17 protein-coding genes are annotated in these 18,960 nt (G+C 57.2%); 8 read left to right on the forward strand and 9 right to left on the reverse strand.

The window, feature by feature from the left end:
• The first annotated feature begins 25 nt into the window (after positions 1 to 25).
• The 4 genes from MUN80_RS08430 (at position 26) to MUN80_RS08445 (ending at position 3,524) form a co-directional block, all read left to right on the forward strand.
• Positions 26 to 682, forward strand: a complete 657-nt coding sequence (locus MUN80_RS08430; RefSeq protein WP_244722236.1) for an NAD(P)-dependent oxidoreductase — start codon at positions 26 to 28, stop codon at positions 680 to 682.
• Positions 683 to 824: 142 nt separating this feature from the next.
• On the forward strand, positions 825 to 1,403 hold the full coding sequence (locus tag MUN80_RS08435) for a Crp/Fnr family transcriptional regulator (protein ID WP_244722237.1): 579 nt from the start codon (positions 825 to 827) through the stop codon (positions 1,401 to 1,403).
• An 89-nt stretch (positions 1,404 to 1,492) separates the two neighbouring features.
• Positions 1,493 to 1,933, forward strand: coding sequence for a carboxymuconolactone decarboxylase family protein (locus MUN80_RS08440; protein WP_244722242.1), 441 nt, complete (start codon positions 1,493 to 1,495; stop codon positions 1,931 to 1,933).
• Between the two features lie 478 nt (positions 1,934 to 2,411).
• A complete protein-coding gene (locus MUN80_RS08445) occupies positions 2,412 to 3,524 on the forward strand; it encodes a glycerophosphodiester phosphodiesterase (protein ID WP_244722244.1) in 1,113 nt (370 codons plus the stop codon).
• Between the two features lie 93 nt (positions 3,525 to 3,617).
• Here MUN80_RS08445 and MUN80_RS08450 read toward each other — a convergent pair whose 3' ends face one another.
• The 5 genes from MUN80_RS08450 to MUN80_RS08470 all read right to left on the reverse strand — a co-directional run bounded on the left by MUN80_RS08450 (position 3,618) and on the right by MUN80_RS08470 (position 8,693).
• Positions 3,618 to 5,840, reverse strand: a complete 2,223-nt coding sequence (locus tag MUN80_RS08450; RefSeq protein ID WP_244722247.1) for an Ig-like domain-containing protein — start codon at positions 5,838 to 5,840, stop codon at positions 3,618 to 3,620.
• Positions 5,841 to 6,120: 280 nt separating this feature from the next.
• On the reverse strand, positions 6,121 to 6,477 hold the full coding sequence (locus MUN80_RS08455) for a hypothetical protein (RefSeq protein ID WP_244722260.1): 357 nt from the start codon (positions 6,475 to 6,477) through the stop codon (positions 6,121 to 6,123).
• 55 nt (positions 6,478 to 6,532) lie between these two features.
• Positions 6,533 to 7,081 (reverse strand): ImmA/IrrE family metallo-endopeptidase, encoded by a 549-nt coding sequence (locus MUN80_RS08460; RefSeq protein WP_244722262.1) that lies wholly within the window; start codon positions 7,079 to 7,081, stop codon positions 6,533 to 6,535.
• Positions 7,082 to 7,146: 65 nt separating this feature from the next.
• Entirely contained in the window at positions 7,147 to 7,647 is a 501-nt protein-coding gene (locus MUN80_RS08465; RefSeq protein ID WP_244722264.1) for a hypothetical protein, read from the reverse strand.
• A gap of 95 nt (positions 7,648 to 7,742) precedes the next feature.
• The gene (locus tag MUN80_RS08470) at positions 7,743 to 8,693 is read right to left on the reverse strand and encodes a 1-phosphofructokinase family hexose kinase (RefSeq protein ID WP_244722266.1); all 951 of its coding nucleotides are present in this window, start codon (positions 8,691 to 8,693) and stop codon (positions 7,743 to 7,745) included.
• Positions 8,694 to 9,064: 371 nt separating this feature from the next.
• On the opposite strand from MUN80_RS08470, the gene MUN80_RS08475 reads away from it, so the two are divergent.
• The 3 genes from MUN80_RS08475 to MUN80_RS08485 all read left to right on the forward strand — a co-directional run bounded on the left by MUN80_RS08475 (position 9,065) and on the right by MUN80_RS08485 (position 12,941).
• Positions 9,065 to 9,586, forward strand: coding sequence for a (2Fe-2S)-binding protein (locus MUN80_RS08475; protein WP_244722268.1), 522 nt, complete (start codon positions 9,065 to 9,067; stop codon positions 9,584 to 9,586).
• A 101-nt stretch (positions 9,587 to 9,687) separates the two neighbouring features.
• A complete protein-coding gene (locus tag MUN80_RS08480; protein ID WP_244722270.1) occupies positions 9,688 to 10,710 on the forward strand; it encodes an FAD binding domain-containing protein in 1,023 nt (340 codons plus the stop codon).
• Complete coding sequence (locus tag MUN80_RS08485; protein WP_244722271.1) at positions 10,707 to 12,941, forward strand: xanthine dehydrogenase family protein molybdopterin-binding subunit; 2,235 nt, start codon at positions 10,707 to 10,709, stop codon at positions 12,939 to 12,941. Before MUN80_RS08480 ends, MUN80_RS08485 begins: the two co-directional genes overlap by 4 nt.
• A gap of 97 nt (positions 12,942 to 13,038) precedes the next feature.
• Here MUN80_RS08485 and MUN80_RS08490 read toward each other — a convergent pair whose 3' ends face one another.
• The 4 genes from MUN80_RS08490 to MUN80_RS08505 all read right to left on the reverse strand — a co-directional run bounded on the left by MUN80_RS08490 (position 13,039) and on the right by MUN80_RS08505 (position 17,822).
• Positions 13,039 to 13,632: a hypothetical protein gene (locus MUN80_RS08490; RefSeq protein WP_244722272.1), complete on the reverse strand. Its 594-nt coding sequence runs from the start codon at positions 13,630 to 13,632 to the stop codon at positions 13,039 to 13,041.
• A gap of 236 nt (positions 13,633 to 13,868) precedes the next feature.
• Entirely contained in the window at positions 13,869 to 14,492 is a 624-nt protein-coding gene (locus MUN80_RS08495; protein WP_244722273.1) for a class I SAM-dependent methyltransferase, read from the reverse strand.
• 105 nt (positions 14,493 to 14,597) lie between these two features.
• A complete protein-coding gene (locus MUN80_RS08500; RefSeq protein WP_244722278.1) occupies positions 14,598 to 15,959 on the reverse strand; it encodes a serine hydrolase domain-containing protein in 1,362 nt (453 codons plus the stop codon).
• A 177-nt stretch (positions 15,960 to 16,136) separates the two neighbouring features.
• Positions 16,137 to 17,822: a UDP-N-acetylglucosamine--peptide N-acetylglucosaminyltransferase SPINDLY family protein gene (locus MUN80_RS08505; RefSeq protein ID WP_244722281.1), complete on the reverse strand. Its 1,686-nt coding sequence runs from the start codon at positions 17,820 to 17,822 to the stop codon at positions 16,137 to 16,139.
• 317 nt (positions 17,823 to 18,139) lie between these two features.
• Between MUN80_RS08505 and MUN80_RS08510 the strand changes: the two genes are divergently transcribed.
• On the forward strand, positions 18,140 to 18,877 hold the full coding sequence (locus MUN80_RS08510) for a DUF72 domain-containing protein (protein WP_244722284.1): 738 nt from the start codon (positions 18,140 to 18,142) through the stop codon (positions 18,875 to 18,877).
• Positions 18,878 to 18,960 lie beyond the last annotated feature (83 nt).

Raw genomic sequence — 18,960 nt, forward strand, 5'->3', positions numbered from 1 at the left:
CGTATCACCGATTTGACTTTTCGCAATGCAACGTATCCTGCTCTACGGAGCCACCGGCCGCACGGGTGGCCTCATCCTGGACTATGCCCTGGCCCAGGGCTACGCCGTTACGGCGCTGGTCCGCAACCCGCAGAAGCTTACCCGTACCTCGCCCCACCTGACGGTGGTAGCCGGCTCACCCACCGACCCGGATATTGTGCGCCGGGCTATGGCGGGGTGTCAGGCCGTAGTAAGTGCTCTGAGCGCGCTGAGCGAAACGGAGTCGTTTTCGGTACAGAAGATTACGCCGCCGCATACCCTGGCTACGGTGATGCAGCACACGGTGGCCGCCATGCGGGAGCTGGGGGTGAAGCGCATCGTGACGCTGTCCTCGATTGGGGCCGGTGATTCGTGGCCATACGCGCCCTGGTACATGCGGCTGATGATCCGGCTGACAAACTTCCGGCACGTCTTCGCCGACCACGCGGCCCAGGAGGAGCTGGTGCGGCAGTCGGGGCTGGAGTGGGTTATTGCTAGGCCAGTGGCGCTGAATGACCAGGAGGAACTCGGGCAGCTGGTGGTGCGCTACCACGAGAGGCCCGCGCCGTTCAGCATTAGCCGGCGGCAGCTGGCCCGGTTCATGGTCGACAGCCTGCGGGACGACGCGTACGTGGGCAAGGCCCCGCTGCTGGCGGAGCAGTGAGCTGCTGGCAAAAGCAGCTGGGGCGGTGAACCCAGTGAGGAAAACTGTCGGGCCGGTAGGCAGTAGGCACCTGGGGCGCAGTGCCTGCTAACGTGTATCTTCGGGGGTACTTCCTTTTGCTACGACTACCGTCGGCTCCGCTATGTACGAATCCCTGCTTGCACACCTTGCCCGCTATGTAACCCTGACCGAAGCCGAAGCGACGCTGCTGTGCTCGTATCTGCGGGTGCAGACCCTAAGCCGCAAACAACATCTGCTGCGGGAAGGGCAAGTGTGTGGGGCCAACTACTTCGTGCTACGCGGCTGCCTGCGTACTTACTTGGTGAGCGAGAAGGGCACGGAGCAAACCATTCTGTTCGGCATCGAAAACTGGTGGCTGACTGACTACGCCAGCCTCGATACCGGGCAGCCTTCGCAGTTCCACATTCAGGCGGTGGAGGCTACGGAGGTGGTCGTGTTTGGTCAGGACGTGCAAGAGGAGGTATTCCGGCAGTTGCCGCAACTGGAGCGGTACTTCCGGCTGGTGCTGCAGCGGGCGGCCGCGGCGGCTTTGTTCCGGATCAAGTTTCTGTACAGTATGTCGGGGGAGGAGCGTTACCGCCATTTCAGCCACGCCTGGCCGGGGTTTGTGCAGCGGGTGCCGCAGTACATGCTGGCGTCGTTCCTAGGGTTTACGCCCGAATTCCTGAGTAAGATCCGGGCGAAGGTGGAGCATTCGTAGCGGTCTGGCGTTTCTTAATTTAGATTAAGGAGAATCGGTGGGCGGAAGCGGACCTTTGGTGCATACTTCAACCTAACCAACTGTTAACCATGCGTTTCAATTTGCAAGCCCTGGAGCCCGATTCCTACAAAGCTATGTTCGGCCTCGAAAAGTACCTGGCTGCCACTGGCCTGAGTGCTACTCACAAGCACCTGCTCAAAATGCGCGCCTCCCAGCTCAACGGCTGTGCCTACTGCCTCAACATGCACAGCAAGGAAGCCCGCAAAGACGGCGAAACCGAGCAGCGGCTTTACCTGCTCTCGGCCTGGCGCGAAACCAAGCTCTTTACGCCCGAGGAAAAAGCCCTGCTGGCCCTCTGCGAAGAAGTCACGCTGATTAGTCAGGGCGGAGTTTCGGATGCCACCTACCAACAGGCCGTAGCGGTTTGCGGCGAGCAGTATGTGGCCCAGGCCCTGATGGCAATTGTTGCTATCAATGGCTGGAACCGCATTGCTATTACCACAGAGCTGACGGTAGAAGCCGAGGCCTAGGGAACGGACTTTCACCGCCGAGCCAGGGGATTGGCAACTATTTACTTGAAAAATACACTTTGAGCTCCTTGGTGAAAAGTCCTTGATTGGTCGTGGCTGTTGAGTAATGAATATTTGATTAGGCTTATGTAAGCAAGCTAGGGTAGCCGATGCTCAGCGGAATAGGGCGTTTTATAAAGTCTAATAAATCGAAAAGCTGGATTGATTGCCAAAAGTTGGCGACGCTACTTTGGGACATCAATTACCCAACTACTCAACGCAATTCGCAATACTACTTTTCGGTCAGTTACCTGCTTTATCTATCATGGGGCTCATTCACGTTTTGTGGATGAGCCCCGTGCTATTTATGGTACGGCCCGGGTGGCGGTAGAGCGTCACTGGCGGATGTAAGGCGGCTTCCTGATTTGATAACCGGGGATAATTCAGGGGTGATACTGGCGCAACAGCTTTGCGGCGTACCATTTACTACTGTCGCCCGATGAAAAAAACCCTGTTCTTACTGACGGTACTTAGCTGGGGAGGCCTGACGGCCTGCCAGGATACCGACTCCGACGAGCCGACGACCCCCGCCTACCGCACCCTCGATGGCAAAGCCCCGCTGATAATTGCCCACCGCGGGGCGTCGGGGCTGCGGCCCGAGCACACCCTGGAAGCCTACCAGCTGGCCATCGACCAGGGAGCCGACTTTATCGAGTCGGATGTGGTGCTGACCAAGGATCAGGTGCTGGTGTGCCGGCATGAGCCCATGCTTTCGGGCACGACCAATGTGGCCGAGCTGCCGCAGTTTGCCAGCCGCAAAACCACCAAAACGGTGGATGGCGTAGCCTACGACGACTGGTTTGCCAGCGACTTTACCTTGGCCGAAATCAAGACGCTGCGGGCTAAGCAGGCCATGGCCGACCGGGGCCAGCAGTACAACGGGCAGTTTCTGATTCCGACGTTTCAGGAAGTAATTGACTTGGCCAAGGCGCAAAGCACGGCCAAAGGGCGGGTTATTGGGGTATATCCGGAAACCAAGCACCCTACGTTTCACGAAAAAAACCTGGGCCTGCCCCTGACCGACAAGCTGCTGGAAGCCTTGACGGCCGCAGGCTGGAACAGCAAGGACGCCCCGGTGTACGTGCAGTCGTTTGAGGTCAGCAACCTGCGCGCCCTGCACCAGAAGTCGCCCCTGAAGCTGGTGCAGCTCCTCGATGCCGACGACGTGGATGCCAGCGGCAACCTGGTGATGAAGGCACCCTACGCCCAGCCCTACGACTTCGTGGTGGCCGGCGACGCGCGCACCTTCCTGGACCTGACCACCGATGCCGGCCTCGACTTCGTGAAAACCTACGCCGTAGGCATCGGCCCCTGGAAACCCTACGTGCAGCCCTACACGCCCGAGAAAAAGCTGCCCGCTACCTCGCTCATCGAGCGGGCCCACCAGCGCGGCCTGCTGGTGCACGCCTATACGTTCCGGGATGAGAGCCGCTACTTGCTCAAGGAGTACAACAACGACCCCAAGGCCGAGTACAAGAACTTCTACCAGCTGGGCCTGGATGGCGTATTTACCGACTATACGGCTACCGCCGTAGCGGCCAAGCAGCCCTAGCCAACACCAGCCTGCTGGATGTATAGCAGCCATAAAAAAAGCCTTTACCAGGTGGTAAAGGCTTTTTTTATGGCTGGAAGGACTACGTGAGGCCTATTCCCGCACCAGGTGCTGGCTAAGTTTGACCCCATTACCGCGCACCACCAGCACGTAGGTGCCATGTGCGAGGCCTTCGAGCAGCAACGGATGCTGCTGACCGCCCAGCAGAGCGGTGCTCAGCACCTGCCGACCCGTGGCGTCGATTAGCGTTACCTGGTAGCTGCCCGCTGGTAGCACCCGCAGATCAAGCGTAGACGAGCCGCTGGTAGGGTTGGGGTACACGTTCAGTGTTTGCGGGCCTTCGAAGATTACCGTACGTACAGGCGAGTAAGACGTGCTGCCATCCTCGTCGACCTGGCGCAGGCGGTAGTATACGGTCCGGCCCAGGTTGGCCGCGTTCCGGTCGGTATGGGTGTAGCTGGTGGGGCTGGTCGTGGTGCCTTGGCCGGCAACGGAAGCCACCACCGTGAAGCCTTCCTTATCAAAGCTGCGCTCCACCTCGAAATGGTCGTTGTGCAGCTCCTGAGCGGTGCGCCAGGTAAGCTGGGCGTCGAAGTTGCCGACGCGGCGAGCAGCAAATGCGGTGAGCTCTACGGGCAGCGGGGCACTTTCGACCGGGATGGTGAACGTGGCCGTGTTGTTGCTGCCCGAGCCGCTGGTGTCGGTGCCACTGTAGGTGAACGTGGCGTTGCCCACGTAGCCGTCGGCTGGGTCAAAGCTCAGCTTGTCGGCCTGGTCGAGCGGAATAACCTGACCCGGCAGCACGGCGTCGCCGTTGAGGTACAAAACGCCGCTGGCGGGGTTAGGCAGGGTTTGAATGGTGAAGCTGCCCACCGCCGGTCCACTCGACACCGTCGCACTCATGGGAGAAATGCTAAGGGCTTCGGACTTATTATACATTTTGGCGTTGCGCACGTTGTTCACCACCAGCGACACGGCGCAGGTGCCGATGTAGATGTCGTCTAGGCCGAAGTCGTTGCCGCTGGCTACCTTGTTTACATCCCGGATTTCAATAACGGCCGAAGTGTTGCTGCCCGAAAACCACAGGTCGGAAATGCGGGTGAAGACGTTGGCTTCGGTTGTCAGCGTGGTCACCGACGACGTAGACTTGCCATTAATCACGAAGCCAAGCTGGGCCGGGTTGCCGGTATTTACGCTCGAAGCATACGCCGAGAAGGTGTAGTAACGGTTGGGCTGCACTGTCACGGTCTGCGAGTACACGATGCTCAAGTCGGCCGAGCCGTTTACCATCATGAAATTGTCGCCGGCCCCGGTGCGGCCGTGGCCCGAAAAGTTGTTGTGGTAGTTGGCGGCTTCCGTACCCACCATATACTTGCCCTCGGGCTGCAGGCTGGTAGCGCCCGTACCAGCGTAGCCGTAGGCCGAGGTAAAGCCGGTGTTGCCGTCCGTGAAGCTCGGGTTTTTCAGCAGGTTCGTGCCCGTGCCGCTCAGGCACACCAGGCTGGCGTCATACACGTTCAGCGACACCAACGACACGTTCGAATTGGGGGGCGTCGTCGAGGGCACGTTGACCAGGTAGGTAAAGCTGTCGGGCCCCAGGTAGCCGGCCACGGGAGTATAGCTGTAGCTGCCGTCGGAGTTCAGCGTCAGAGCGCCGTGCGCCGGGCCGGTGACCAGCTGCACGTTGAAGCTGCTGTTGGGTAGGTTGGCCGGGTTCGGGTCGTTCAGAATAATATTGCCCGTCTTGGTGCCGTTGGCAGGTACTTCGTTGCTGTCCTCGTTGGTTACAAAGAAGTTGCCGGCCGTGATGGTCACGTTTAGCCGGTCCTGGTCGGCATCCTTGTTGGAAGCCTGGTTGGAGCTGGTGCCGACCGTGCTGGTCAGAAAGCTGCTGCCCTGAGTAGTCGGGACTGTGAAGCTGAACGTGTACGTTTTGGAGCCGTTATTGGCCAGTACCGTCGAGCCAAAGTCGATGATGTTGGTGGTGGCGTCGTAGGTGGCAGTGCCGGGCAGGGCGGCTCGTTGGGCCGCCGTCAGGCTGGAGCCAGCCGGCAGAGCCACTCGCTGCGTTACGTCGAAAGCATCCCCGGGGCCGCTGTTGCTGAACGTGACCGTGTACGTGCCCGACGATACACCGGCACCCAAGGTGGTGGGGCCGGTCAGGGTGGTCGTTACATCCACGCTAGCAGCGCGTAAGCTAGCCTTGGCCGGTGCGGCCACAGTACGGGGCGCGGGCAGCTCAAGTGCCTGGCTGGCTTTGGCATCAAGCAGAACCGTAAGCAGAAGCCCTGATTTGAGTAGAGAAGATGTTTTCATTAGGTAAGCAGTAGAATGGCAACGCCTTATCGGAAAAATGAAAAGGCTTATATCCGACAAACCTAATAGTAAATCTTCATTATATAGGTAAACAATAAATTTAATTTTAGTTAGATTAATGGTTTTAGCAATTAAGTAAAATTTTGATTACCATAGGTTTACGATGGTGTTAAAATTTAATAAATAATGTTGTTTTTTATATATAATACTGGATGATTTGCCAGTGGGTATTATAGCAAGGATAAGAATTATCCTAAATTAAGCCAAAGCCCTACTAGCCCTACAATTCTTTGATAAGCTGAAGAAACTCAGTGCCTACTTGCGGAAACAGGTAGCGCAGCACGATGAGCACCATGGAAACGATTTCGGCAAAAACGGCCAGCACGAAGATCTTCGACAAATCCGCGTCGACGTGCAGCACGTTGAAGCCGATAAGGAAGAAGCAGGTATTAACCAGCAGAATCTGAAAAGCCAGAGCGCCCAAGATGCACCAAGCTACTTTCTGGCGCAGACTGCGCTCAGCCTCGTGTTGCTGTTTCCAGGCCGTAACCAGGGTCTGGAGCTTGTAGCTCTGGTCGCGGGCCCGGGTTACGCGCTCAAAGGATTCTAACTCGCCGGGATTTACCTGCTCACCCACGGCGGCTACCTGGTTGCGCAGTTCGGGGGGAGGGCTTGCAGCAGATCCTGCATCGTTAGCGCAGACCTAATTCCGCAATGCGGTAGCCCATGGCCTGCTCCGACACGCCAAAGCGCCAGGCCAGATAGTCGATGTCGGGGTTGTGGGCAAACTCGCGGCGCATCAGCGGTTCGGGCATAAGCAGGGCAGCGGCAAAGCGGTTAGCCTCAATTTCGCGGGCCCGGTCGGCGTCCGGGGCGTGGTCCGTAAACTGCTCCCGAAACAGGTTGATGGTGTTATCGACGAAGGAACCGTCGGCCTGGGTAAGGTGTAGGAAGTGGTGGGCCAGTTCGTGGGCAATGGTGAAACGCTTACGGCTAGCTGGGTCGGAGCCTTTCACCAGGATGATCGTGCCGCTACTTTGTTTGGTTATCATGCCCGAGAGGTTGTCCTGGGCAAACTCGGCGTTGTGCACAGTAATGCCGTGCTGCTGGGCCAGGTTTACCGGGTCGATGGGCAAGGTGCCGGCGCCATTGACCTGCTGCAACACGGCCTGGGCCCGCGCTTCTATGTCTTTGCGGGTGAGCATTCGGGTTTCGGTCGGCGTCGACAAGGCGGAAGGCATGCGGAAAAAGTTCTTAAGACTACGGTAAGTTAGGAACTAACGCGCAAAAACGCGCCGCAGTTCGGTTAGAGCACTACCAACCGGGTGGTTTCCTGCCGGGTGTCGGAGTCGCGGTAGAGCAGCTCAAACCGGGTGGCGTCGAGCGGCCTGATCCAACGGATGCTCAGCTCCGGAAAAGCCAGCCTTCTCTGGGTCAGCGTGGTCAGGTCGAAGAGGATAACCTCGCGGGTATGCACCAGGAACAGGTATTTTTCCGAGTAGACGTTGCCCCGAAACGTGGCCGCGCTGGGCCCTTGACACGAAATACCGATGGGCTGGAAATTATGGAGAGTATCTAACACGAAGCCCCCGCCTTCTTCGGGAATAAAGAAAAAGCGGCCGTCCGGAGAATCAGGCTCGTACTTTTCGGCCATATCCGTGTAGTTCCAGCCCCCGAAATACTTTTTAGTTACCAGCTCCCCATTGATTTTTAGATCTACTTCCCAGAGCATGCGCCCATTGTTAGGCTCAACACAGCCGTAGTGAATCAGCTCAATGTCGTGGAATTTTGACTTGACAGAGTGCATAGGTATTAGTAGAGAATACGCGAATAGGCCCTGGCGAAAGGCTCGACCTTAGCAAGGGCCTATAGTCGAAAAGGAAAGAGAAAAACCCGACCACGCTAGGCCGCGGCGGCGGGCATGGTCTGCAGCAGCCACCGGTAGAGCTTGTCCACGTCTTCGCGGCGAAACAGCTCGGTGCCGGGGTTCATAGTGGCTGCTGAACCGCAGGCCACGCCCAGCCGCACCACTTCGCGCACCGAGAGGCCGGTGCTCAGCCCGTATACCAGGCCGGCTACCATACTGTCGCCGGCGCCCACGGTGCTGCGCCGCTTCACGGCCGGGGCCGGCACATGGTCGATCAAGTCCTTGGTCACCACGCAGGCGCCCTGCGCCCCCAGCGACACCACCACGATTTCGCACTTGCCCTCGCGCACGAGCCGGTGAGCGGCTTCGGCTACGGCTTCGTTGTCGAGCTCATCGACGCCGGCCATTTTGCTGAGCTCTCCCACGTTGGGCTTGGCCAGGTACACGCCTTCCTCCAGCACGCGGTGCAGGGCCGGCCCGGAGGTGTCGATTACCACTTTCACCCCGCGCTCCTTGGCCGCCCGCACTACTTTGACCACAAACTCAGGCTCGACACCCGGCGGCAGGCTGCCGCTGATGACCAGAAACTCCGGAATCTGGTTGATGTGCTTCAGGGTTTGCAGGATCTGGTGCTGCTCCTCGGCAGTGAGAGCCGTGCCCGGCATACCAAAGCGGTATTGCTGCCCGCTGGCTGCATCCACCACAATAAAATTCTCGCGGGTGCGGCTGGCCATTTCCACCGGGGCCTGCCGGATTTGCTCCTGGGTGAGCAGCTCGCGCAGCACCGTGCCACTGGGGCCGCCCACCGGAAAGACGGCCAGCGAGTCGGTATCCAGCCGCTTCAGGGCTCTTGAAACGTTGATGCCGCCACCTCCGGGCTCAAACTTGGGCGCGGCACAGCGGATTTTCTGGTCGGGAATAATCTGGTCGGCTGTCGTGCTTTTGTCGACGGCCGGGTTCAAAGTAAGCGTAACAATGGTAGACATAAGAAGCCCAGGTTGCGTGGAAAGCACCCTGCCGATGGGCGGGCACTGCTTCCCGTTTACTGGCCGCCGCCGGCTTAGTTGCATTCCCGTCATCGGGAAGAAGCCACGGCCGCGCTTGGTCTTGCCCCGGGTTGTAAGCCCGCACCCACTACTTTTTATAAAGGAAATCCGGGTAGGCAACTTTTAACTATAATCATTATAAATAAGATAAAAGCCTTAAAAAGAAGCTCGGTAGCCCAAACACTGGTTGAGCTCCGGGCGTAAGCACACCAGGGTTTTGCTTTTGCGAATGGTATCAGCTGCCTTCAGGCGGCCGGTTCGCACGCCCCCGTTTGGCTCTATTCTTTCACCTCATTTATCCGCGCCACTTTATGAGTACTACCACCACCCAAGCACCCTTGGGCAATCCGGCTATTGCCCTACCACCAACGGGTACCGTCACGCTAAAAATCAACGGTGTGGAACGGCAGCTGGAAATTGCGCCCTGGACCAGCCTGCTCGACGCCCTGCGCGAGTATCTCGACCTGACTGGCACCAAAAAAGGCTGTGACCATGGCCAGTGCGGGGCCTGCACCGTACTCGTCGACGGTAAGCGTATCAATTCCTGCCTGACCCTGGCCGTGATGAAGGAAGGCGCCGAAATAACCACCATTGAGGGCCTGGGCACCGAGGAAAACCTGCATCCGTTGCAGCAGGCCTTCGTCGACCATGACGCCTTCCAGTGCGGCTACTGCACGCCCGGCCAGATCTGTTCAGCCGTAGGCATGCTCACCGAGGGCAAGGCTAAAACCACGGCTGAAATCCGGGAGCTGATGAGCGGCAACCTCTGCCGCTGCGGGGCCTATACCAACATCGTGTCGGCCATTGAAGAAGTGCTGAATCAGCCACGGTGAAATAGTGAGCTGGTGCGGAATGGTGAGTTGCTGTTTAGGCCTCACCATTCCGCACCAGCAGAACAATAACTCACCATTTCACTATTTCACCATCTCACCTGATGAACAGTTTCACTTATACCCGCGCCACCGGCGTGGAAGCGGCCGTCCGGGAAAAGGCGGCTGACGAGGGCGTCAAATTCATTGCCGGCGGCACCAACCTGCTGGACTTGATGAAGGAAAACGTCGAGCGGCCCTCGCGCCTTCTCGACCTCAACCATTTGCCGCTAAAGTCCATTGAAGCCGCTCCCGACGGCGGCTTGCGTCTGGGCGCTTTGGCAACCAACGCCGAAACAGCCTGGGACGAGCAGGTCAAGCAGCGCTACCCTTTGCTGAACCAAGCTATTCTGGCCGGAGCCTCGCCCCAGCTGCGCAACATGGCCACCAACGGGGGCAACCTGTTTCAGCGCACCCGCTGCTACTATTTCTACGACCTGGCCACGCCCTGCAACAAGCGGGAGCCCGGCTCGGGCTGCTCGGCCATCGGCGGCTACAACCGGATTCACGCCATTCTGGGTACCTCGGAAAGCTGCATTGCTACGCACCCGTCGGATATGTGCATCGGCCTAGCCGCGCTGAATGCCACGGTGCAGGTAACCGGCCCCAACGGCGAGCGGACGGTGAAGTTCGAGGACTTTCACCGCCTGCCCGAGGATAAACCTGAGCTGGATACTACCCTGGCCCCCGACGAAATCGTGACGGCCATTGATTTGCCCAACGAGGACTTTAGCCAGCATTTCAGCTACCTCAAGCTGCGCGACCGGCAATCCTACGCCTTTGCGCTGGTATCGGTGGCAGCGGCTTTACAGCTCGACGGCAATACCATCAAGGAAGCCCGCCTGGCCCTGGGCGGTGTGGCCCACAAGCCCTGGCGCGACCAGCAGGTCGAAGCCATGCTCCAAGGTCAGCCCGCCACGGAAGACACGTTCCGCCGGGCTGCCGCGGCCATGGTTGCAACCGCCCAGGGCTACGGCCACAACACGTTTAAGATTGAGCTAGCCAAGCGCGCCATTGTGCGGGCTCTGAAGCAGGCCGCCGAAGGCACCCAGCAAGCGTCCGACATCTTTACCAACTCGAATCCATGAGCACGACCAACTATATCGGCAAACCCGTCAACCGCGTCGATGGGCCGGCTAAAGTAACGGGCGCGGCCAAGTACGCCGCTGAGTTCAACGTGCCCAACCTGGCCTACGGCCACATCGTGAGCAGCTCAATTGCCAAAGGCAAAATTACCAAGATATACGCCGACGAGGTTTTGGCTATTCCGGGTGTGCTGCACGTTTTCTCCCACGAAAACGTGCCTACGCTGGCTTGGTTTGACCGCAGCTACAAAGACGACGTGGCCCCCGGCGGCTCGCCGTTCCGGCCCCTGCAGGGCAATGAGGTGAAATACAGCCAGCAGCCCGTGGCCCTGGTCGTAGCCGAAACCTTCGAAGTAGCCCGCTACGCCGCCAGCCTGCTCCGCGTCGACTACGACGTGGAAAAGCACGACACTGACCTGGAAACCAAGCGCGACGACGGCTTTGAGCCCGGCCGGGGCAAAACGGGCTGGGTGCCCCCACCCAAACCCCGCGGCAACCCCGACTCGGAGCTCAAAAACGCGGCTCACCGCATCGAGGGCGAGTATATCCATTTGGCCCAGCACCACAACCCGATGGAAATGTTTGCCTCCACGGTAGAATTTCTCGGTGACAAAAAGCTCAACATCTACGACAAAACCCAGGGTGCCTTCAACTCCCAGCAGTACGTCATGAAGGTGTTTGGGCTCAACAAGGACGAAGCCCACGTAGTGTCGCAATACACCGGCGGCGGCTTTGGCTCGGGCCTGCGGCCCCAGTACCAGCTGTTTATGGCCGTACTGGCCGCTTTGGAGCTCAAACGCTCGGTGCGCGTATCGATGACGCGGCAGCAGATGTTCAGCATGGGCCACCGCCCCCACACGCTGCAGTATGTCGAGCTGGGTACCAACCCCGACGGCTCGCTGGCGGCCCTGCACCACCACGCCCTGCATGAGACGTCGCAGTATGAGGACTACACCGAAAACGTGGTGAACTGGTCGGGCATGCTCTACCAGTGCGACAACGTGAAGCTGACCTACCAGCTGGCCAAAATCGACGTGGCTACGCCCCAGGATATGCGGGCCCCGGGCGCCGCCACCGGCTCGTTTGCCCTGGAATGCGCCATGGACGAAATGGCCTACGAGGCTGGCCTCGACCCGCTGGAATTCCGCCTGCGCAACTATGCTGAAATAGACCAGAACCTGAAGCGGGAATTTTCGAGCAAGAAGCTGCGCGAGTGCTACCACGAGGGTGCCGCCAAATTCGGCTGGGAAAAGCGCAACCCGGAGCCCCGCTCCATGCGCGACGGTGACCTGCTCGTGGGCTGGGGCGTGGCTACCGGCGTTTGGGATGCCAGCATCCAGAAGTGCGCCGCTAGTGCCTCTCTCTCCGCCGATGGCCACCTGACTGTGCTCAGCGGCTCGAACGACATCGGTACGGGCACCTACACCATCATGACCCAGATTGCGGCCCAAACCCTGGGCTTGCCTCTGGAGGCCGTGACCTTCAAGCTCGGCGACACCAACCAGCCCGAGGCCCCGCTGCAAGGCGGTTCCTGGACAGCCGCCTCCGTCGGCAACGCCGTGAAGCAGGTGTGCGACAAACTGGGTGAACAGCTGCTCAAGCTAGCTCAGAAGATGGAAGACAGCCCGCTGAAAGGTGCCAGCTACGAAGACGTGGAGTTTGTCAACGGCCAGATTCGCCTCAACGCCGACATCACCCAGGCCGTCGTTATCCGCGACATTCTGCCCGCTAATGGCAAGGACAAGCTGGAAGCCGAAAACACGATGCTGCCGAACCCCATCAATCAGCTCAAAAACTCGCTGCACGCTCACAACGCGGTGTTTGTGGAAGTGAAAGTTGATCCTGAGCTGGGCACTTTGCACGTGACGCGCGTGGTAAACGCCGTGGCCGCCGGCCGCATCCTGAACCCCAAAACGGCCCGCAGTCAGGTCCTGGGCTCGGTGGTGTGGGGCATCAGCATGGCCCTGATGGAGGAAAGCGTGATGGACCACGGCTTTGGCCGCTACATGAACCATAACTACTCCGAATACCACATTCCCGTGCACGCTGACATTCACGACATCGACGTGATTTTCGTGGAGGAGGAAGACGACAAGGTGAACCCGCTGGGCATCAAAGGCCTGGGCGAAGTAGGCCTGCTGGGCGTGGCCGCCGCTGTAGCCAACGCCGCTTACCACGCCACCGGTAAGCGCATCCGCAACCTGCCCGTTTCGATTGATAAGCTACTGTTGTAAGCAGCTGAAGTGGTACCAAAAATGCCCCGGAGCCTGAGTGGCTTCGGGGCGTTTTTGTTTTAAGCAGGGGGAGGAGTTATCAGCACCGTCAATAATTTTATTTGACTAGTACTTCTAAAAGCACTTTTTCCTCGCCTTTAGTTACACTTGTTCCATTAGGTCTCTCTTCAACGATCCAGTTTTTTGCTTCGTAAAATGTAACCTTACGCTGTTTTTGAGTTATGTTCTCAAAGAACCTATCTATGAAGTTGAGTATCCTGTCTTGCTCTTCTCTTTTTGCTATATAATAAAAATATATTGAAAGTGGCTTGGTAATGTCTCCACTAAAGACGCCCCAAGTACTCTCGGATTGTCCTGTTGCGGGATTTGTGATTTTGGTGAAATGAAAATTTTCGTTCAGTTGAGTTTTTAACTCATTTAGTATATTACTGTCTTTATACATTAAGGTGTTTTCAAATGGCTCAAAAGGTAGATTTTTCCCGGTTCTTTTTGCGTCAATTACTTGAACTTGACTAAAACATTTTGCGCATATACTCTTTCTGTTTATAGCATTATATACGGCATATATTCTATCTTCTAGTATAAGCTGCTCTGCTTCGGGAAGTGATAAGGCTTCATCAATAGTTAAGTCTGGAATTCCTTTGACATTATTTTTGCTATAGCACTCGATGCATAATTGGGCGGCATACACTGGTAAATATCTTCTCTCCGGTATAATCTCCTTATTGAAATCTCTGCGAAGATGCTCGCATACTTCATAAAAACCTGATAATCCATGAATCGGACACGTTATCATCCCCATTATTGATCTTCTTTTGAATGTGCAAGTTTAGGATAAGTTAACACCTAGCGCAGTTCCAGCACATGGTTGCGGCTGTGCAGGGCAGGTTGCCGGACTGTCAGGAGTACCGGCTGGGCTGAATCTGGTTATTTCTTCCGGGCCACGCAGCGGATAACGGACCCCAGGCCGTTATGGTACAGGCCTTCCGTCAGCTCGATTTCGGTTTCGGCCAGCTCGATAAAGTCGTATTCGGCAAAGTCGGTGCGTATTTCTTCCAGGGAGAATAGCGACTCAACATCCTTCGGTCCGCCGACTTTCTCATTGCGGGCCAGGTAGGCCAGGTGGTTTTTGCTGAACGCCTCGAAAATAAGCAGGCCCCCGGTGCGCAAATAGCCGCTCAGCTGCCGATGGTAAGCGGATTTGATGCTGGCCGGGAAATGAGCGTAAATAAGGGCAAGAGCATCAAACTGGCCGGGAGTAAACTGCAGGGCCTCTAGCTCCCCAACCTGATAGTCAATGGTTACTCCCCGGGTGCCAGCCAGATGGAGGGCTTTTTTCTGTCCGGCGCTACTGATATCGAAGGCCGAAACCTGCCAGCCCCGGGTAGCGGCATACACGGCATTGCGGCCCTCGCCCTCAGCCGGCAACAGAAGCTGCCCCGCGGGTAGCGTATCAAGTTGCTGTTGGAAATACTGGTTGGGCTGTTCACCGTAAGCAAAGGCTTCGGCGCTGTAGCGCTCATTCCACCGGTTCGTCCACGTATCGGTCATAGGAGGGCAGTTAGGGTAAGGAGAGTAGGGCGTGCCTGGAGGGCTGAATTGCGCTACCATCAGAGCAGAGAAGTTAGGATATTTAGAGCACAGTCCGAGCAGTCTTTACCCTATTTTGTCAGCTACTTTTGTTGATAACCCTTGTTTAATCTTCAATTGAATGACTTTGTCATCTTTGGAAATAAACTCGAGCACAATATCGTCGTCGTTAACGAAGAAAATGCCTTCTTTTTCAGCCGACAGCGGTACTCCGCTAGCATCATTAACTTGTAGAAAAAGCCGGTGCGCGTCCTCGTAGATTTTCACTTTGTAGCTTTCCGATACTTCGAAGGTGCCCGTGTACCTTAGCAAGGTGGTTTCGGTTAACTCAATTCCTTTCTTGGGCTTAGGGAGGCTGTAGGGCATATTTTGCAAAGCCGCATACATCGAATTGCCTATTTTTTCCAACGAGGTTGACGTAATATTATTCAATAGGATGATGCCTATCTTATGCTCGGGCATCAGCAGAAAATAGCTGGTGGCGCCTTCTACATTTCCGCCATGATTGATTACCCTGTTACCGTGTATGTCGTCGATAAACCAACCGTAGCCATAGTGCCCCCGGAAGGGTGTGGTAGCCTGACTGAATGTTTCTCTGGAAACTATTTTGAAGCTGCTTAGTCCTTGGTAGAACTTAAGCAGATCATCCGTGGTGCTATACAGGCCCCCGGATGAAAAGTTTAGACTCGGGTTCCAGGGCTTGGTTTCAGCTTGTCTTGTTTTCGATATAAAGGAGTATTGCACCACTTTATTAGCGTTTTTTAAACTCTTAAAGTCGAAGCCGCTGTTGTTCATTCTCAGGGGCTTAAATATATACTTGCTTACCGCGTCTGAGTAGGAAGACCCCGTGACTTTTTCGATAATGATGCCTAATAAATCAAAGCCCGAGTTAGAGTAGCTAAACTGACTGCCGGGCTCGAAGTCTAACGGCTTGTTTTTGAAAAAAGCCATTAACTCTTCACGACTAAACGTATTGTTGGTGTTTAGTTGTTTAACGTATTCCGGGTCCCTGAATATTTCGTAGATGCCGGAACTGTTGGAGAGAAGGTGCCGGATTAGAATTTCACTTCCCCGGGGGTAGGCCGGAATATAGTTGCTGATCGGGTCATCAATAGCTAGTTTTTTCTCTTCGACAAGCTTTAAGACAACTAAGGCGGTAAAGGATTTGGATAATGAGCCAATTGGGAATATGCTATTAGCGCTATTCAGACTTTTGGTGGCTGCATTCCGATAACCGAAGCTTTTTTCGTAAATCTTTTTGCCATCCTTTACGACCAGCGCCGAGCCATTGAATTTGTTAATAGAAACGTAAGCATTTATCAGGCTGTCGATTTTAGGATGGCTGATTTGTGCCTTCGCTGAGAAGCTGCTTAGAAGAAGAAAAAGGAAGAATACCAGCAGGCACTTTGGGGTACTAGTTTGGGTCATGGTTGTGGAAGTTCAGCCAACGTCTGCGTTAGCCATAGTATAATGAGTCACCACGCTAGGACTTCTCCGCTACTGATAAGGTGCTATACAGCATCAAATTCAGCGCCGTTGGATAGAGTAGCACGGTTGCGTGGCGAATGTAGTGTCTTGGCGCGGTGAATAGAACTGCCCCTTCGGTTAGGGCCTGCGATACAAAGAAAGGTGCGCCACTGCCGCTTCGGGATTGAGGGCCACAGTAGCCAACTTGCGCAGCTGCTGTTGGTAGCGCGCCGCCTCTACTGTTTCTCCACTCTGTGCCGCGGCCTTAGCGGCGCCCCGCAGTCCATTGAGGCGGTTGGGGTGCCGGGTCAGGTTGGCTTCGTAAGCGCCCAGGGCTTCCTGGGGGCGGTGAAGCTGTAGCAGCATATCGGCCAGCAGCTCCCGGGCAGGCAGCACCTCGCCGGGCGTCACGGGATGCTTTTCGGTGCGGTCCTCCAGGTTGGCGGCTTGGCGCATGCGCTGCTCGGCCGCCTCCGCTTTCCCTTGGGCCAGCAGGGTCCAGGCTTCGGCTGCCAGCAGCTGAATCTGAACCTGGGTGGCTTTGTAGGGGTCTTTTTGCTGCAGCAGCGCTTCTTGCAGACCGCGCAGAGTGGCTACTTCCCGGCGGGCCGAATCAGGCTGCCCGAGGTGGGCCTGACCTAGGGCCCGGGCAAAGTGGATGATGCCGGCCTGCCAGGGATACTGCTCCCAGTTGAGGTGGCCCGGGCGTGGGGGCAGGCGGGCCGCTTCCTTCCACAGGCGGTTTTCGAGCACGTAGCGGGCCGGAATGGCAGCGTAGGCGTAGGCCACCTTAAAATTCACCGGCGACACCTGCCGAATTGTGTCCAGATAGTGCCACTGGGCCCGGGCCAACTGGGTTTTGCCTTGCTGCAGGTAGGCGTACATCAGGTAGTCGAGGCCGTGGAGTTCTTCGTCCCAGTGTCCGGGCAGGCCCGCGCTGGCCGCGTAGCACCTGGCCGACTCCGTTGCGGCCAGGTTGGAGGCTATACACTCATCCCAGAGGCCCAGGCGGGTGAAAATATGGGAAGGCATGTGCAAGGCGTGGGCCGAGGAAGGCGCCACCGACGCATACTGTCGGGCCGCTGGCAAAGCCAGCCGGGCCAGCTCGGGGTAATCATACGTGTGGATAAGATAGTGCAGAATGCCGGGGTGATTGGGCTGCCCGGGGTACAGACCCTGTAGCAGGGCCCCGGCTTTCTTCTGCTTCACAAAGGACTTGTCGGTTGGGTCGGCCGCGGCGTCCAGGGCCAGGGCGTAGAAAATGGTGGCCTCGTGGTCCTGCGGATACTCGGCGTAAACGGTGGCCATAGCCTGCTCAAACCGTAGCGCCCGGGTTTTGTGCTCTACTCGTTCCCAGTCTTGGTAAAAGGTGGCCAGAGCCTGAATGTAGGCGGTTTCGCGGGCCGATTTGCCCGGTAGGCGCTGGGCCAGGGCTATGGCTTTGGCGCCTTTCGTCAGCTCCGCGGGGCTGGGCGGGGTCCAGAGCGGGTGGTAGCAGCTCATAGCTACGCCCCAGTAGGCCATGGCGCAGGCTGGCTCTTGGGCAATGACGCGGGCAAAGACTTTCTCGGCCTCGTCGTACTCGAAGGAGTGAAGCAGGCTCAGGGCCAGGTTGAAATCGGGCTGCACAGCGGACGGGCAGGACGTGCCGAAAGCCGCCGTGCCCAGCTGCGGGCCGGTAGCTGGGCCGCACATGGTGATGCTCCCCCGCTTAAGGCCAATGGCGTTGATTTCGGCTTGAGAGGGCGTAGAAGAGCTGGTTTGGCGGCAGGCCGCACTAAGCAAACCACTCAGAGCCAGCAAAAGCAGCAGGACGGGTTTCATGGGCAGCATAGTTTGACCCGATCTTGGCCGGGCCAGGTTTGGTATATCTAATATACTGAATATCAGCCAGGAAATTCTGCCAAGGCAACTTCGGTAAGCCTTGCCGCCGCTGCCCACCTAAGTGCCTCTGCTCGAAGCTCCTCGGCCGGGAGTAGTGTGCAAGTATTATCCACTGTTGGAAAATACTTGTACAGTTTTGCGCCAAGTAACGCAGTGGTTGCCCAATGGCAGCTTGCACGCCCCGCGTATTTTTCCCGCTCAAGCCGCAGAAAGCCCCGACAGCTCCGTAGAATCCAGTTCTACCCCAACTCTACTCCATGCCTACTACCTACATTGGCTGCTCCGGCTTTTCCTTCCGTGACTGGAAAGGCATGTTCTACCCGCCCGACGTACCCCCGCGCAAGTGGTTTGAGTACTACTGCACCCATTTCAATACCCTGGAATTGAACGTGACTTTCTACCGGATGCCGGAGCTGAGTTTCTTCGAGAAGCTCTACCAGCAGAGCCCGCCCGGATTTCGGTTTGCCGTGAAAGCCCCGCGGCAGGTGACGCACTACAAGAAATTCAACGCCGAAGCCGAGCCGATTCTGGCCGAGTTCTACGCCACCATCCGGGAAGGGCTGCAGGACAAGCTCGGGCCCGTCTTGTTTCAGCTGCCGCCCAAAGCTGCGTATACCGAGGAGCTCTTTCATCGCCTGATTGATAATCTGGACCCCGGTTTTGAGAACGTAGTGGAGTTTCGCCACCCGAGCTGGTGGGAAGGGGAGGTGTTTCAGCAGCTAAGCCGGCACAAGGTTTCCTTCGTGAGCCAGAGCCACCCGCTGCCCCTGCCCGACGAGGCCGTGGCCACCACCAACCTGCTCTACTACCGCTTCCACGGCGTGCCCGAGTTGTACAAATCGGAGTACAGTCGGGAGTTCTTGCAGCGCATTGCCGATGAAATAGCCGCCATTCCTAAGCTGGAGCAGGTGTATCTGTTTTTCAACAACGGCATTGGGGGCGTGGGCGTCGGCGACGCCAAGAAGATGCAGCAACTGCTGGACGGGAGCGAGTAGTGGGTGGCCGCCGTTTGGGGAAATAGGCACATCTGTCAACAGCCCCGCACTGGCAAACTGCTGGGTAGAGCGCCTTGGCCGCC

It is taken from the genome of Hymenobacter cellulosivorans (assembly GCF_022919135.1).
Taxonomy (GTDB): domain Bacteria; phylum Bacteroidota; class Bacteroidia; order Cytophagales; family Hymenobacteraceae; genus Hymenobacter; species Hymenobacter cellulosivorans.

What these genes read in the sequence shown, in the direction of transcription:
- MUN80_RS08475 (WP_244722268.1), top strand. Translation starts at nt 9,065, where the DNA reads ATGAGTACTACCACCACCCAAGCACCCTTGGGCAATCCGGCTATTGCC.
- MUN80_RS08430 (WP_244722236.1), top strand. Translation starts at nt 26, where the DNA reads ATGCAACGTATCCTGCTCTACGGAGCCACCGGCCGCACGGGTGGCCTC.
- MUN80_RS08480 (WP_244722270.1), top strand. Translation starts at nt 9,688, where the DNA reads ATGAACAGTTTCACTTATACCCGCGCCACCGGCGTGGAAGCGGCCGTC.
- MUN80_RS08450 (WP_244722247.1), bottom strand. Translation starts at nt 5,840, where the DNA reads ATGAAAACATCTTCTCTACTCAAATCAGGGCTTCTGCTTACGGTTCTG.
- MUN80_RS08510 (WP_244722284.1), top strand. Translation starts at nt 18,140, where the DNA reads ATGCCTACTACCTACATTGGCTGCTCCGGCTTTTCCTTCCGTGACTGG.
- MUN80_RS08440 (WP_244722242.1), top strand. Translation starts at nt 1,493, where the DNA reads ATGCGTTTCAATTTGCAAGCCCTGGAGCCCGATTCCTACAAAGCTATG.
- MUN80_RS08495 (WP_244722273.1), bottom strand. Translation starts at nt 14,492, where the DNA reads ATGACCGATACGTGGACGAACCGGTGGAATGAGCGCTACAGCGCCGAA.
- MUN80_RS08465 (WP_244722264.1), bottom strand. Translation starts at nt 7,647, where the DNA reads ATGCACTCTGTCAAGTCAAAATTCCACGACATTGAGCTGATTCACTAC.
- MUN80_RS08460 (WP_244722262.1), bottom strand. Translation starts at nt 7,081, where the DNA reads ATGCCTTCCGCCTTGTCGACGCCGACCGAAACCCGAATGCTCACCCGC.
- MUN80_RS08500 (WP_244722278.1), bottom strand. Translation starts at nt 15,959, where the DNA reads ATGACCCAAACTAGTACCCCAAAGTGCCTGCTGGTATTCTTCCTTTTT.
- MUN80_RS08445 (WP_244722244.1), top strand. Translation starts at nt 2,412, where the DNA reads ATGAAAAAAACCCTGTTCTTACTGACGGTACTTAGCTGGGGAGGCCTG.
- MUN80_RS08435 (WP_244722237.1), top strand. Translation starts at nt 825, where the DNA reads ATGTACGAATCCCTGCTTGCACACCTTGCCCGCTATGTAACCCTGACC.
- MUN80_RS08470 (WP_244722266.1), bottom strand. Translation starts at nt 8,693, where the DNA reads ATGTCTACCATTGTTACGCTTACTTTGAACCCGGCCGTCGACAAAAGC.
- MUN80_RS08505 (WP_244722281.1), bottom strand. Translation starts at nt 17,822, where the DNA reads ATGAAACCCGTCCTGCTGCTTTTGCTGGCTCTGAGTGGTTTGCTTAGT.
- MUN80_RS08485 (WP_244722271.1), top strand. Translation starts at nt 10,707, where the DNA reads ATGAGCACGACCAACTATATCGGCAAACCCGTCAACCGCGTCGATGGG.